The organism is Streptomyces sp. NPDC042346, from assembly GCF_055581845.1.
Window position 1 is genome coordinate 230,040 of sequence record NZ_JBVJEH010000011.1, and the last position, 13,827, is coordinate 243,866.

A 13,827-nucleotide genomic window follows, 5' to 3' on the forward strand; every position below is an offset into this window, starting at 1 on the left:
GTGGGATCTACGGGATCTACGGGATCTGTTCGGAGGGTTCGTCGAGCGCGGCAAGCGTCGAGAGCGGCACGGGGACGGCGAACGGGCGGCGCTCCGCGGGCGGTTCGGCGGCTCCGCCGCGCGCGGCGAGGCAGGACACCGCCGTCCCGCACATCCGACCCTGACACCAGCCCATGCCGGCTCGCGTGAGGAGCTTGACGGTCCGCGCGTCCCGCGCCCCGAGGTCGGTGACCGCCTCGCGCACACGCCCCGCGGTCACCTCCTCGCAACGGCACACGTCCGTCTCGTCCTCCAGCCACGCGGGCCAGCCGGGGCCCGGCGCGTGCGCCGCGGACATGACGTCCGCGAAGGCCCGCATCCGGTCCCGGCGGCGCCGGAGTTCGCCGGCCCGGCCCGCGCCCGCGTCCGCACCGCGGCCGCGCAGCCGGGCGGCGATCGTCCGGCCCGCCAGCTCGCCCTCGGTGCGGGCGAGTTCGGCGCCTCCCACGCCGCCGGTCTCACCCGCCGCCCAGAAGCCGGCCACCGAGGTCTCCTGGAGGTCGTCCAGGGCGAGCCCGAGGGTTCCGTCGGGCAGGGCGCGGGTGGCGCAGCCGACGGCCGTGGCCAGCTCGATCTGGGGCACGAGCCCGTGCCCGACGGCGAGCGCGTCGCAGGCGATGCGGCGGCCCGTCCCCGGTACGGGGGTCCAGTCGCCGTCCAGGCGGCTGACGGTGACGGCCTCGACCCGGTCGGTGCCGTGCACCTCGGTGACCGCGCTGCGCGGCAGCACCCGCACACGGTGCCTGAGCAGTGCGGCCCCGTGCACCAGGGCCTCGGCGGCCTTCGCCGGGTTGGTGACGAGCGCGCGGGGGTTGCGGGCGTACCGCAGATAGCCCGCGGCCTCGACCACGGCCGGGACCCTGGCGCCCGCCGCGGCGAGCGACGAGGCGACGGCGAGCAGCAGAGGGCCGCTGCCGGCCACGACGATGCGCCGTCCGGGCAGCACGAGCCCGGACTTCAGCATGGCCTGCGCACCGCCGGCGCCCACGACTCCGGGCAGGGTCCAGCCGGGGAAGGGGAGCTGGCGCTCGTACGCGCCGGTGGCGAGGAGGAGCGCCCGGGCACGGATCAGGACGGGCCGCTCCTCGGTGCCGTCGGCGCCGGTGACCGCGTGCACCGCCCAGGCCCCGGTGTCCCCGTCGGACTCCCGTACGACGGACCACACGTGGTGGCCGGTCAGGTGGTCGACCGCGCTCGCTCCGAGCCGGCTCCGCAGGTCGGAGAAGGCGGACCAGTCGTGGTGCAGGGCCTCGGGGCGCACCGCTCCGAGAGCGGGTGCGGGGTGCCGGTAGAACTGCCCGCCGGACTGGGTGGAGGAGTCGAGGAGGGCGACGGTGAGGCCGAGTTCGGAGGCGGTGACGGCGCCGGCGAGCCCTGCGGAGCCCGCGCCGACGACCACGAGGTCGTACGGTTCGCGTGCGTTGTGTCCTCTGGGCGTCCCGCCCGGCTCAGACGGCGAGGCGGTCATGACCGTGCCCTTCCTGGGTGGTGATCGCGTCGCCCGGGGTGGCGGGGACCAGGCAGGCCCGGCGGTTGGGTGCACCGTTGATCGTGGCGAGGCAGTCGTAGCACTGGCCGATGCCGCAGAACGCGCCGCGCGGCCGCCCCCCTTCCCGGGTGGTGCGCCAGGCCAGGATGCCGGCGCCCCAGAGGGCGGCGGCGACGGTCTGGCCGGGCAGGGCGGTGACGCTCCGGCCGTCGAAGGTGATCTCGAACGGCGGGTCGGGCTGTGCCCCGACCAGGTCGGCGGGCGTGCGGGCCACGGGCCCTCCTCTCGTGAGGGTGACGGTAGGGGAGCGCATCAGGGCGCGGAGGCGGGTACGGGATCGGATGCGGAGCCGGCTGCGGCCGTGCCGAACCGGTCCGGGCGGAACGGGTCGATGTCGAGGGGCACATCGCCGTTGGTCAGGCAGGCGGCGACGATCAGTCCGGTGACCGGCGCGAGGCCGATCCCGGCGCCTTCGTGGCCGCAGGCGTGCAGCAGCCCGTGGACGCGCGGGTCGGGTCCGATCGCGGGCAGGTGGTCCGGCAGGTAGGGGCGGAAGCCCAGGTAGGTCCGCATGGCCCGGACGGTGCCGAGGACCGGGAACAGGCCGGTGGCCCCGGCGGCGAGGCGGCGCAGGACCTCGGTGGAGAGCGTCCGGTCGAAGCCGACCCGTTCCCGGCTGGCGCCGATGAGGACGGGGCCCGCCGGGGTGCCCTCGACGACCGCCGAGGTCTGGAGGGCCGCCGAGCCGCTGGCCACGTCGGCCACGTAGTCGGCGGCGTACACCTTGTGGCGCACCACGCGCGGCAGGGGTTCGGTGACGAGGACGAAGCCCCTGCGGGGCAGCACGGGCAGGTGGACGCCCGCGAGTTCGGCGAGGGCGCCGCCCCAGGTGCCGGCGGCGTTCACCACGTACGGGGCGTGGAGCTCGCCGGCCGCGGTCCGCACTCCGCGGATCTCTCCGGCTGCTCCGGTGAGGAGGCCGGTCACCTCCTCACCGAGGTGCAGCCGGACGCGGTCGCCGGCCGCCCGCAGCAGTTGGGCGGCGGCGTGGGCGGGCATCACCTGGGCGTCCTGCGGATAGAGGAAGCCGCCGGCGAGGCCAGGAGCGAGGTGGGGCTCCAGATCGTGGAGCCGGTCCCCGGGGACCTCCTGGGCGGTGACGCCCGCCTTCTCCTGACGGGCCGCGAAGTCGCGCAGGGCGCGCATCCCCGACTCGTCGGACGCGACCACGAGGCCTCCCTTGGCCTCGTACTCGACGTGTGGCGGGAGCACGTCCGCCAGCTCCCGCCAGAGGGTGTTGGCGAGGAGGGCGAGTTCGAGCTCCGGTCCCGGCTCCTTGTCGGAGACCAGGAGGTTTCCCTCCCCGGCCCCCGTCGTTCCGCCGGCGACGGAACCGCGGTCGACGACGGTGACGGACAGGCCGGCAAGGGCGGCGTAGTAGGCGCAGGCCGCGCCGACGACGCCGGCGCCGACGACGATGACATCCGAGGGTTTTCTCGTGGGCACGTCAGTAATATTTCACATTGCACTGGCGGTTGCCAAGACCCCGAAACGGAGCATTCCACTCGTCGGGCGCTCCGCCGAGCACCGCCCGGACACGGATGAGTAACGGACTCCCCGATGCCTTGTCAGTGCAATTTCACATTACTATGTTACAGGTCACATTCCAGCCATCGGGCTGTTCGACCGCTCTCTCGGAGTGACCTTCATGAACAAGCGCACGTACACCCTGGCCACCGCTCTGGTGACGGCCCTCGCCCTCGGCACGACCGGCTGTGCCGGCGACGGCAAGAAGTCCGACGGCTCCCGGGACCGCGGCAAGAACCCCGCGATCTCCAACAACGGCGCGGTCGTCGGCGGCACCCCGCAGAAGGGCGGGACGCTGAACATCCTGTCCAACCAGGACTTCACCCATCTCGACCCGGCCCGCAACTGGGTGGTGGGCGAAATGGACTTCGGCTCGCGGCTGCTCTACCGCACCCTCCTCACGTACAAGGCCGCGCCCGGCGCGAAGGGCGGGGAGCTCACGACGGACCTCGCCGAGAACCTCGGTGTCTCCTCCAACGGCGCCAAGACCTGGACCTTCAAGCTGAAGCCCGGCCTGAAGTACGAGGACGGCACCCCGATCACCGCCCAGGACGTCAAGTACAACGTCGAGCGGTCCTTCTCCCCCGACCTGCCCGGCGGCCCCGACTACGCGGCCCGCTACCTCGTCGGCGCCGAGGGCTATCAGGGCCCCGCGCAGGGCAAGCATCTCGCCTCCGTGAAGACCCCGGACGACCGCACGATCGTCTTCGAGCTCCGCAAGCCCTTCGCCGAGTTCCCGTACGCGACGGTGCTCTCCACCTTCAGCCCCGTGCCCAAGTCCCAGGACAAGGGCCCGCAGTACGACAACCGGCCCTTCTCCTCCGGCCCGTACAAGATCGAGTCGTACGCCCGGGACAAGCAGATGGTCCTCGTGCGCAACACCCACTGGAGCGCCGCCACGGACACCGTGCGCAAGGCGTACCCGGACCGGATCGTCGTCACGATGGGCCTCAAGGCCAACCAGATCGACGACCGCCTCATCGCCTCCGCCGGCGGCGACGCCTCCTCCGTCGCCTGGGCCCCGCTCCGCCCCGAGTCCACGCCCAAGGTGCTCACCAAGCCGGACGTCCGGGCGCGGCTCCTCGCCGAGTCGACCAGCTGCACCGAGATGGTCCAGATGCACACCGGCCGCGCACCGTTCGACAACGTCCAGGTGCGCCAGGCCGTGCAGTACGCCCTCGACCGCGAGGCTCTCGTCACCGCCACCGGCGGCCCCGCGCTCAACGACCCGGCCACCGCCCTCATGCCCGGCCTGCTGTACCCCGGCGGCAAGCAGCCCGACACCCTGAAGATCCCGCTCACCGGCGACGTCGAGAAGGCGAAGCAGCTCCTCAAGGAGGCGGGCAAGGGCGGCGGCTTCTCCACCAGCGTCACCGTCTCCACCGGCGACAAGGCCATCGGCGAGGCGATCCAGCAGTCCCTGGGCCGCGCCGGCATCAAGGTCACCATCGAGACCGTCGACCCGTCCGCCTTCTACGACACGATCGGCGACACCAAGAACCGCACGGACCTCGCCTACACCGGCTGGTGCCCGGACTTCCCCTCCGGCTCGACCTTCCTCCCCTTCGTCTTCGACGGCCGCTACATCAAGGAGAAGGGCAACTCCGGCAACCACTCCCTCTTCCGTGACGACGCCACGATGAAGCGCATGGACGAGATCGCCGCGATGACCGACGCCCAGCAGGCGAACAAGGCGTGGCAGGACCTCGACGCGCAGATCCTCGCCAAGGCCCCGACCGCGCCCGCCGTCGTCGAGCGCAAGCCCCTGCTGATCGGCACCAACATCGCCGGCGCCTACGGCCACACCTCCTTCGGCGGACAGATCGACTACGCGACGGTCGGCCTCAAGGACCCCGCGAAGAGCGCGAACTGAAGGACGTCGCCCCGATGACCACCACGCCCACCACATCCGCCACGTCCCCACCGACTGGCACCTCTCCTCCGACCACCGCCGCCCCCGCCGTACGGGCGGGCAACGGTCCCTGGCAGCTCGCCCGTGCGGAGCTGCGCCGCCGTACGTCCGTGAAGCTCTCGCTCGCCGTCGTCCTCTTCTTCGCGCTCCTGACCGTCGCCGCCCCGCTGATCGGTTCGCTGGGCGGCTGGGGCCCCGAGGAGTTCGACAAGAGCGCCGTCGATCCGTACCTGGGCGGCCTGCCCATCGGCCCGCTCGGCGGCGTCTCGGCCGAGCACTGGCTCGGCGTCGAACCCGTCACCGGCCGCGACCTGTTCGCCCGGGTCGTGTACGGCGCCCAGGTCTCCCTGCTCATCGCCTTCTCGGCGACGGCGATCGTCGTCGTCGCCGGGACGGCGGCCGGCATCGCCGCGGGCTACTTCGGCGGCCGCACCGACACCGTGCTGTCCCGGCTGATGGACCTCACCATGTCCTTCCCGTCCCTCATCTTCATGATCGCCATGATGTCGGTGGCCAGGGACGTCAACCGGACGGTCCTGATGACCGTCGTCATCGGCCTCTTCGGCTGGCCCGGCATCGCCCGGATCGTCCGCGGCCAGACCCTGTCGCTCAAGCACCGCGAGTACGTCGACGCCGCCCGCGTCGCCGGCTCCGGGCCCTGGCGGATCCTCTCCCGCGACATCCTCCCGGGCGTCGCCGGGCCGGTCATCGCGTACACCACGCTGATCGTCCCGGGCATGATCGCCACCGAGGCGGCCCTCAGCTATCTGGGCGTCGGCGTCCGGCCGCCCACCCCGTCCTGGGGCCAGATGATCGCCGAGAGCGTCGCCTACTACGACACGGATCCCATGTACTTCGTCGTGCCGAGCCTCTGCCTCTTCCTCACCGTGCTCGCGTTCACCCTGCTCGGCGACGCGCTGCGGGACATCCTCGACCCGAGAGGCAGCCGTACGTGATCCTCTACCTCGGCCGCCGGCTCCTCGGCGTGCTCGGCGTCCTCGTCGCCATCGCCGCCGTCACCTTCGTCATCTTCTACGTCCTCCCCTCCGACCCGGCCGCCGCGGCCTGCGGCAAGTCGTGCAGCACCGACCGGCTGGAGGCGATCCGCGCCAACATGGGCCTCGACGCCCCGCTGTGGAAGCAGTTCGCCGACTTCGTCACCGGCATCTTCACCGGCCGGACGATGGGCACCGGCCAGTACGCCCTGGAGTGCGACTTCCCCTGTCTTGGCTACTCGTACGAGAACAGCCAGAGCGTGTGGGACCTGCTCGTCGACCGGCTGCCCGTCTCGGCCTCGCTCGCGCTCGGCGCCGCCGCGATCTGGCTGGTCCTCGGGCTCTCCGCGGGCGTCACCGCCGCGCTCCACAAGGACACCCTCACCGACCGGGCCCTGATGGTCGGCGCGGTCGCCGCCGCGTCACTGCCCGTCTACTTCACCTCGGTGCTGCTGATCTTCGGGCTGATCCGGGTCTCCGGGCTGCTGCCCTACCCGCAGTACGTGGCCTTCGGCGACGATCCGCTGTCCTGGGCCACCAACCTGCTGCTCCCCTGGCTCGCGCTCGCGATCCTCTACGCCGCGATGTACGCGCGCCAGAGCCGCAGTGCGATGATCGAGTCCATGGCGGAGCCGTACATCCGCACCGCCCGCGCCAAGGGTCTGCCGCGCCGCACGGTCGTCGTCAAGCACGGCCTGCGCGCGGGCATGACGCCCATCCTGACCATCTTCGGGATGGACCTCGGCGGACTGCTCGCCGGCGCCGTGATCACCGAGTCCATCTTCGGACTGCCCGGCATCGGCCGTCTCTTCTACGGCGCGCTGTCCACCGGCGACCAGCCGGTCATCCTCGGGGTGACGCTGCTCGCCGCCACCTTCATCGTCGTCGCCAACCTGGCCGTCGACCTGCTGTACGCCGTCGTCGACCCGCGAGTGAGGTACTGATGGCCTCCCCTGCCCCCGGCCCCGCCTCCCTCCTCTCGGTACGGGACCTCACCGTCACCTTCCCGACGAAGCGCGGCCCCGTCCGGGCCGTCGACTCCCTCTCCTTCGACGTGCTGCCCGGCCGGACCCTCGGCATCGTCGGCGAGTCCGGCTCCGGCAAGTCCGTGACCTCGCTCGCCGTCATGGGCCTGCACACGGGCGCCGAGGTCACCGGCTCCGTCACCCTGGACGGGCGCGAGCTCATCGGCCTCTCCGACCGCGAGCTCAACGGGCTGCGCGGCCGGCGCATGGCCATGATCTTCCAGGACCCGCTCTCCAGCCTGCACCCCTACTACACCGTCGGGGAGCAGATCGCCGAGCACCACCGGGTCCACTTCGGCTCCCGCCGAGCGGCCGCCCGCGAGCGGGCGATCGAGGCCCTCGGCGAGGTCGGCATCCCCGAACCGCGCCGCCGGGCCGGCGAGTACCCCCATCAGTTCTCGGGAGGCATGCGCCAGCGCGTCATGATCGCGATGGCCCTGTCCTGCGAGCCGGATCTTCTGATCGCCGACGAACCGACGACCGCCCTGGACGTCACCGTCCAAGCCCAGATCCTGGAGCTGATCGCCCGGATCCAGCAGGACCGCGGGCTCGCCGTCGTCATGATCACGCACGATCTGGGCGTGGTCGCCCGGGTGGCCCACGACGTCCTCGTGATGTACGGCGGCCGGGCCGCCGAACACGCCCCGGTGGACGCCCTCTTCGCCTCCCCCGCCCACCCCTACACCCGCGGCCTGCTCGACTCGCTGCCCCGGCTCGACGACGAGGACGACGCGCCGCTGCGGACGATCCCCGGCAGTCCGCCGTCCCTCCTCGAACCCGCTCCGGGCTGCGCGTTCGCACCCCGCTGCTCCCGCGCGGCAGCCGGCTCCGACGAGGAACGGGCGCGCTGCGCGGGCGAACGCCCGCTGCTCGTCGGCCCGGAGGGGCATCCGGCCGCCTGCCACTTCCCCGCGTACGAAGGCGTCGCCTCATGACCACGACCACCACCGCGGCCTCGGGCGCGGGCACGAACACGAGCACGACGTCCACGCCGCTGCTCAGCGTGCGGGACCTGACGATGACCTTCCCGGGCCGCCGGTCCCGCTCGGCGCCCGTCCGGGCCGTCGACGGCATCGGCTTCGACGTGGCGGCGGGCGAGACCCTGGGTCTCGTCGGCGAGTCCGGCTGCGGCAAGTCGACCACCGGCCGCATGATCGTGCGGCTCCTGGAGCCGACCGCCGGCTCCGTCTCGTACGACGGCCGCGACATCAGCCACCTGTCGCAGCGGGAACTGAAGCCGCTCCGGCGCGATCTCCAGATGGTCTTCCAGGACCCGCACTCCTCCCTCAACCCCCGCCAGACCGTGGCCCGGATCATCTCCGACCCGCTGATGGTGCAGGGGAGTTCGGCGGCCGACGCCCGCAAGCGGACCGTGGAGCTGATGGATCTGGTGGGGCTCATCCCGGAGCACATCGACCGCTACCCGCACGAGTTCTCCGGCGGCCAGGCGCAGCGCATCGGGATCGCCCGCGCGCTGGCCACCAGCCCGCGGCTGGTCGTCGCCGACGAACCCGTCTCCGCGCTCGACGTCTCCGTCCAGGCGCAGATCGTCAATCTGATGGAGCGGCTCCAGCGCGAGCTGGGGCTCGCCTATCTCTTCATCGCGCACGACCTCTCGGTCGTCAAGCGGGTCTGCGACCGGGTCGCCGTGATGTACCTGGGCCGGATCGTGGAGATCGGGGTGAAGGAGCGGGTGTACGCGGCCCCCGCGCACCCGTACACGCGGGCGCTGCTCTCCGCCGTCCCGCTGCCCGACCCGGCGGCCGAGCGGGCCCGGGAGCGGATCACGCTGCTCGGGGACCCGCCGAGCCCGGCCGCTCCCCCGCCGGGCTGCACCTTCCACCCGCGCTGCCCCAAGGCGCAGGACATCTGCCGGACGGAGGCGCCGCTGCTGCGGATCGCCTCACCGGGCGAGGCGCGGCAGGTCGCCTGCCACTTCCCCGAGGCCGCCTGAGCACGGCGAACGCCCCGGTCCCGCGTGTGCGGGGCCGGGGCGTTCGGTGTGCGCGGGCCCGGAGCGTTCGGTGTGCGCGAGGCCGGGGCGGTCTAGGACTCCGCGAGTGCCGCCGCGTACACGGCGCCTGCCACGGCGAGGTCCTCCCAGGCCATGCCGACGCTCTTGAAGAAGCGCGGGCGCTCGGTCGTGGGGGTGCGGCGGCCGGTCACCAGGTCGGCGAGGTTCCCCACGATGTGGTCCTCCTCGATCGCCCCTTCGGCCGTGGGGACGAGCAGGTCGCCGGCTTCGCGCAGCGCGGCGGCGCGCGCCTCGACGTACACCTCGGAGCGGGCCACGAGCCCGGTGTCGGTCTCGCGGGCGTCCGGCTCGTGCGAGCCGACGGCGACGACGGTGGCGCCGGGGGCCACGAGGGATCCGTCGAAGAGGGGGGTGCGGGCGGTGGTGCAGCAGACGACGAGGTCGGCCTTGGCCACGTCGTCGGGCGTGCCGGTGCGGGCGAGGACGCCGAGCGTCCGCGCGTACCCGGCGAGGGCGCGCGCGGCGATCTGGTTGCGGCCGACGACGATCGCCTCGGAGACGTGGCGTACGGCGAGGACGGCCTCCAGGTGCCCGTACGCCTGCGGTCCGGTTCCGAAGAGGACCAGGCGCAGGGGGCTGCCGCTCGGTGTCAGATGGCGCACGGCGAGCGCGGAGACGGCAGGTGTGCGCAGTTCGGTGAGGGCGGCGCCGTCGAGGAGGGCGACCGGCCGCAGGTTCGCGCCGTCGAGGAGCAGGTAGGAGCCGGTGATGCGGGGCAGGCCCAGGGCGGCGTTGCCGGGGGCCACGCCGGCGATCTTCACTCCGGCGTACGGGCCGAAGGCGGCGGGCATGAGGAGGAGTTCGCCCGCGGGGACGGGGACGGCGGTGCGGGCCGGTCCTTCCTCCGGGTCGAGTCCGGAGCGCAGGACCTCGGCCAGGACGTCGATCGCCGCGGCCGGGCCCAGCAGGCGGGCCGTGGTCGCGGCGTCGATCTGGGTCAGGTGCGTCACAGCAGGAACCCCGTCCCCAGGTCGTCGTGCGGGTCGAGGTGGAAGGTGTGGGTGCCGGTGAGGTACGCCGTGCCGGTGACCTCGGTGATGCCCCCGGGCAGCAGGCGGCCGGTGAACACGGTGCCGGCGGCGGACTCGTGCGTCAGGGTGTCCCCCGGGGCGAGGCGTCCGTCGGCGGCGAGGAGGACGAGCCGCGCGGAGGTGCCGGAGCCACAGGGCGAGCGGTCGATCTGCCCGTCGGCGAAGACGGTGACGTTGCGCTGGCGCGGGCCGTCGGCCCCGGGGGCCTCCGGGAGGTCCTCGTAGAGGATGACGCCGTACACGCCGGAGAGGCGCGGGTCGTCCGCGTGCCGGGTGGCCGGGTGGCCGGCGAGGGCGGCGCGGATCTCCTGGCCGGCGCGGACGAGCGCGGGGAGGGCGGCCTTGCCGGTGTCGAGGCCCAGGTCGGCGGCGGCGACGGAGGCGTAGCAGGCACCGGAGTGGGCGAGGTCGACCTCGACGGTCCCGAAGGAGGTCGTGACGGCGACCTTGCGGGCCGTGAGGAAGGTGGGGATGTTGCGGAAGGTGACACCCGTGGTGCGGCCGGCCTCGCGGTGCACGGTCGCGGTGACGCGGCCCGAGGGCACGTCGATGCGGACGGCGACGTCGCCGTCGTCGGGGGCCGCGACGCGTCCGGTGTCGACGGCCCAGGCGCCGAGCGCCATGGTGCCGTGGCCGCACGCGGTGGAGTATCCGTCCTTGTGCCAGAACAGCACGCCGAAGTGGGCGCCGTCGTCGTCGGCCGGGACGACGAAGCCGCCGTACATGCCGGCGTGTCCGCGGGGTTCCTGGACGAGGAGGCGGCGTACGTCGTCGAGCGGACCCGGGCGCGGGTCCGTGGCGGTCCCGCCGGCGCCGATGACGGTGGCGCGGCGCTCGGCGACGGTGTCGCCGGGGATCGCTGGGAGGTCCCGGTCGACGATCCGGAAGGGTTCGCCTGCGGCGTGGTAGTCGGTGGTGCGCACGGAGTGCGGGGTGGTGCTCACGAGGTACGGCCTCCGGTAAACGGGTTCGGGGGAACGTTCGGTGACGCTTTCCCCGACGGCCTCTGAGGAAGGCCGTCGGGGAAACGGAAGCCGGCCCGGCCCCTCCCCCGTGGGTGAGGCCGGCCCGGACAGACGGGGATCAGCTGCGCAGGGGACCCTCGCAGTTGAAGCTCGACGTGCCGGCTACCCGGGAGGGCCAGATGTCGACGGCGCCGAAGGAACAGTTCATGTCGGCGAGGTTGTTGGTGGCGGCGCCCGCGCGGTCGAGGATGAAGTAGTCGACGGTCTCGGACATGTCCTTGAAGACCTTGTCCGAGTTGTTGGCGTCCGAGAGGTTGGCGGTGATCCGGCCCTTACAGACGAAGCGGCGCTTGCCGGCCTCGCCCGCCTCCACGCAGTCGGGAGTGTTGGCGGTGGCGTTGGCGAAGGCGGTCCTGACGGCGGAGACGTCGTTGTCGCGGAGGCTGCTGTTCGCCGTGTACGTGGTGTTCGGCACGTACAGCTGGTCGACCTTGGCGATCTGGGTGTCCAGGAAGCGGTCGTACGCCTGCTGGAGGCCGGCGTCGGAGCTCAGCCGGCTGCGCCATGCGTCGTACGCGGCCACGTCGTTGTTCCGCTGGTGCGTGTACATCTCGCGGAGCAGCCCGGGGCGCTCGGTCCACAGGAACTCGAAGAAGGTGCCCGCGTAGTTGTAGAAGCGGAAGCCGTCGCCGCTGTAGGTGGCGAAGAGGAGCTGGCCGACGCTCATGCGCGGGCCGCCGCCGGCCGTGTCGTTGATGATGCCCCGGACCAGGGACTTGCGGACGGCGATGCCGTTGTCGCGGGTGGCACCGTCGAAGAACTCGGCCGTGCCCTCGTCCATGGCCGTGGTGCGGTCGCCCTGGTACCAGGGGCCCTGGCCGAAGGTGCCGGGTACGGCGAAGCGGCCGTTGAGGTAGTGGACGTACTCGTGGCGGAAGAGCTCTTCCAGGGTGAGGCTGGAGTCCTGGGGGACGCGGCGCTGGTACGTGTAGAAGGTGGCGCCGTTCTCGATGTAGATGCCGCCGTTGTTCGTGTCGTACCCGGTGATGATCGGGTGGTAGGTCTCGTAGTCGGCGCGGGAGGCGTACAGGACGATGTTCAGGGTGGTGTTGGTGTCGCCGGCGAGCGCCTGCTCGGTGCCGATGACGCGGTGGAACTGCGCCTTGACCTGCTTGCTCGCGTAGTAGAGCTGGTCGACGGTGGCCCGGTCGAGGGCCGTGCGGACCTTGATGCCGCCGTTGTCGTAGGTGTAGGTGTACGGGAAGATCTGCTTCTCGATGTCCGCCTTGCACACGCCGTACGGCTTGCAGGCCTCGTAGAAGTTGAGCCACGAGACGACCTTGGCCCACTGCTGGCTGCCGCTGCCGAAGGTGCTCACGGTCTGGCCGAACACCGTGCCGAGCCCGGCGACGATCTCCGTCTTGAGGGCCGTGACCTGGCCGAAGCGGCCGTACTCGCTGAGGGCGTCGCGGGCCACCCAGGCGTTGGCGGTGCCCTTCAGGTGCCCGTAGGTCGCGAAGGCCTTGAAGGCGGCGCGGTACGACGGGTCGGCGACGACGGCCGCGTGGAAGGCGGAGTCCTGGTTGCCCGGGTAGACGCCGAGGTAGTTGACGGAGAGCGCGGCGAGCGCGGCCCCCGCCCAGGCCGGGTCCAGGTTGGTGGCGGTGTGGGACGGGTCCATGGTGGCGAGGACCCGCTTGACCAGACCGAGCTGGTGGTGGCGCAGGCCCGGGCCGCTCGCGGCGTTGAGGGCCTCGCGCAGGGTGGTGCCGTTGGTCTTGGTGACGTCGAAGGTGCGCGCGGCGTTGCCGAAGGCGGTGACGGCCTGGGTGATCGCGCTCACGGTGGGCGCGTCGGTGGTGTCGATCTCGGTGCGGGAGAAGTCGTGGTACACGACGGCGTGCAGGTACGTGAACATCTCCTCCAGGTGCGAGGAGTTCTTGCCGTCGTGAGAAGGGGCCAGGCTCGATATGCGACGGGCGACGGCCTGCACGTGGGCGTCGGACATCACGGGGACGAGTCGGGCGTCCCACTTCCAGATGAGGCCGTTGAGACAGCCCTCGGAGGTGACGGCCGGGTCGGCGAGGAAGTCGGCGAACTGCTCCGGGGAGAGCCCGGTGATGCCGTCGAGCGTGCAGGGCACGCCCGCCGCGGTGGTGTCGGCGGTCGCGGCGAACGTACGCGCGGTGGGCGCGGTGGCGACGGACTTGGCCTTGCCGGGGACGCGGCCGGCGGCGAGACCGCCCGGGGCGGGGGCGGGTCCGGTCTTCTTGGTGGCGGCGTTCGCGAGGTGCTCGACCTCGTCGAAGGGGTTGGCCGAGGGCTGGGCCTGCGGCGCCGCCGGGCCGGCCACCGGGGGCGCGGGGGCGGGCTGGTTCTCGGTGTCCGCCGCGGAGACCGCGGACTGGCCGGCGGAGGCGAGGAGGGTGACCGCGATGGCGGAAGCAAGCAGGGACGAGCGCACACGCCTGTGGAGGGACAACAGAACTCCTGCTGGTGAGGGGGGTAAGTGCGGGTTCGGTGCGGGGATGGAGCGGGGATTCGCAAGCAAGAACTGCACTGGTTCGCACGGTGTATGACAGCGGTTCATCACCCCGTGTGCGCTGTAACATAGTAATGTGAAATTGCACTGACAACCCCTCCGGCAGCATCAGTTCTCCCGGGCCCCTCGAACCCCTCCCCCAGGTCGCAACAATCCGCCACAAAACCCCACCGCACACCCGCACATGGGGTGGTTCGACGGGGCTGG

At 72.4% G+C, this 13,827-nt stretch carries 11 protein-coding genes; 5 read left to right on the plus strand and 6 right to left on the minus strand.

The genetic code is table 11. The annotated features are described in order from the left end of the window. Window positions 1–16 precede the first annotated feature (16 nt). From ACZ6K0_RS34770 to ACZ6K0_RS34780, 3 genes are read right to left on the minus strand one after another with little or no spacing between them, the layout of a single operon-like run. The gene (locus tag ACZ6K0_RS34770) at window positions 17–1,507 is read right to left on the minus strand and encodes an FAD/NAD(P)-dependent oxidoreductase (RefSeq protein ID WP_469230401.1); all 1,491 of its coding nucleotides are present in this window, start codon (window positions 1,505–1,507) and stop codon (window positions 17–19) included. Then, the gene (locus tag ACZ6K0_RS34775) at window positions 1,488–1,802 is read right to left on the minus strand and encodes a (2Fe-2S)-binding protein (protein WP_376403963.1); all 315 of its coding nucleotides are present in this window, start codon (window positions 1,800–1,802) and stop codon (window positions 1,488–1,490) included. Before ACZ6K0_RS34775 ends, ACZ6K0_RS34770 begins: the two co-directional genes overlap by 20 nt. Window positions 1,803–1,840: 38 nt before the next feature. Further along, window positions 1,841–3,034 (minus strand): NAD(P)/FAD-dependent oxidoreductase, encoded by a 1,194-nt coding sequence (locus ACZ6K0_RS34780; protein ID WP_469230399.1) that lies wholly within the window; start codon window positions 3,032–3,034, stop codon window positions 1,841–1,843. A 202-nt stretch (window positions 3,035–3,236) separates the two neighbouring features. Between ACZ6K0_RS34780 and ACZ6K0_RS34785 the strand changes: the two genes are divergently transcribed. From ACZ6K0_RS34785 to ACZ6K0_RS34805, 5 genes are read left to right on the plus strand one after another with little or no spacing between them, the layout of a single operon-like run. After that, a complete protein-coding gene (locus ACZ6K0_RS34785) occupies window positions 3,237–4,988 on the plus strand; it encodes an ABC transporter substrate-binding protein (RefSeq protein ID WP_469230397.1) in 1,752 nt (583 codons plus the stop codon). Window positions 4,989–5,002: 14 nt separating this feature from the next. After that, complete coding sequence (locus ACZ6K0_RS34790) at window positions 5,003–5,983, plus strand: ABC transporter permease (RefSeq protein WP_376403969.1); 981 nt, start codon at window positions 5,003–5,005, stop codon at window positions 5,981–5,983. Continuing rightward, window positions 5,980–6,966: an ABC transporter permease gene (locus ACZ6K0_RS34795; RefSeq protein ID WP_469230395.1), complete on the plus strand. Its 987-nt coding sequence runs from the start codon at window positions 5,980–5,982 to the stop codon at window positions 6,964–6,966. Before ACZ6K0_RS34790 ends, ACZ6K0_RS34795 begins: the two co-directional genes overlap by 4 nt. Next, window positions 6,966–7,982 (plus strand): ABC transporter ATP-binding protein, encoded by a 1,017-nt coding sequence (locus ACZ6K0_RS34800; RefSeq protein WP_469230394.1) that lies wholly within the window; start codon window positions 6,966–6,968, stop codon window positions 7,980–7,982. The genes ACZ6K0_RS34795 and ACZ6K0_RS34800 overlap by 1 nt, the downstream gene beginning before the upstream one ends. Further along, the gene (locus tag ACZ6K0_RS34805) at window positions 7,979–9,001 is read left to right on the plus strand and encodes an ABC transporter ATP-binding protein (RefSeq protein ID WP_376403975.1); all 1,023 of its coding nucleotides are present in this window, start codon (window positions 7,979–7,981) and stop codon (window positions 8,999–9,001) included. Before ACZ6K0_RS34800 ends, ACZ6K0_RS34805 begins: the two co-directional genes overlap by 4 nt. A gap of 92 nt (window positions 9,002–9,093) precedes the next feature. On the opposite strand, the gene ACZ6K0_RS34810 is transcribed toward ACZ6K0_RS34805, so the two are convergent. The 3 genes from ACZ6K0_RS34810 to ACZ6K0_RS34820 all read right to left on the minus strand — a co-directional run bounded on the left by ACZ6K0_RS34810 (window position 9,094) and on the right by ACZ6K0_RS34820 (window position 13,560). Then, on the minus strand, window positions 9,094–10,032 hold the full coding sequence (locus ACZ6K0_RS34810) for an ornithine cyclodeaminase family protein (RefSeq protein WP_376403977.1): 939 nt from the start codon (window positions 10,030–10,032) through the stop codon (window positions 9,094–9,096). Further along, window positions 10,029–11,057 (minus strand): proline racemase family protein, encoded by a 1,029-nt coding sequence (locus tag ACZ6K0_RS34815; RefSeq protein WP_469230392.1) that lies wholly within the window; start codon window positions 11,055–11,057, stop codon window positions 10,029–10,031. Before ACZ6K0_RS34815 ends, ACZ6K0_RS34810 begins: the two co-directional genes overlap by 4 nt. 139 nt (window positions 11,058–11,196) lie before the next feature. Continuing rightward, window positions 11,197–13,560: a collagenase gene (locus tag ACZ6K0_RS34820; RefSeq protein ID WP_376403981.1), complete on the minus strand. Its 2,364-nt coding sequence runs from the start codon at window positions 13,558–13,560 to the stop codon at window positions 11,197–11,199. Window positions 13,561–13,827 lie beyond the last annotated feature (267 nt).

Coding starts and splice junctions, on each gene's coding strand:
- ACZ6K0_RS34800 (WP_469230394.1), top strand. CDS start 6,966: ATGGCCTCCCCTGCCCCCGGCCCCGCCTCCCTCCTCTCGGTACGGGAC.
- ACZ6K0_RS34770 (WP_469230401.1), bottom strand. CDS start 1,507: ATGACCGCCTCGCCGTCTGAGCCGGGCGGGACGCCCAGAGGACACAAC.
- ACZ6K0_RS34790 (WP_376403969.1), top strand. CDS start 5,003: ATGACCACCACGCCCACCACATCCGCCACGTCCCCACCGACTGGCACC.
- ACZ6K0_RS34785 (WP_469230397.1), top strand. CDS start 3,237: ATGAACAAGCGCACGTACACCCTGGCCACCGCTCTGGTGACGGCCCTC.
- ACZ6K0_RS34805 (WP_376403975.1), top strand. CDS start 7,979: ATGACCACGACCACCACCGCGGCCTCGGGCGCGGGCACGAACACGAGC.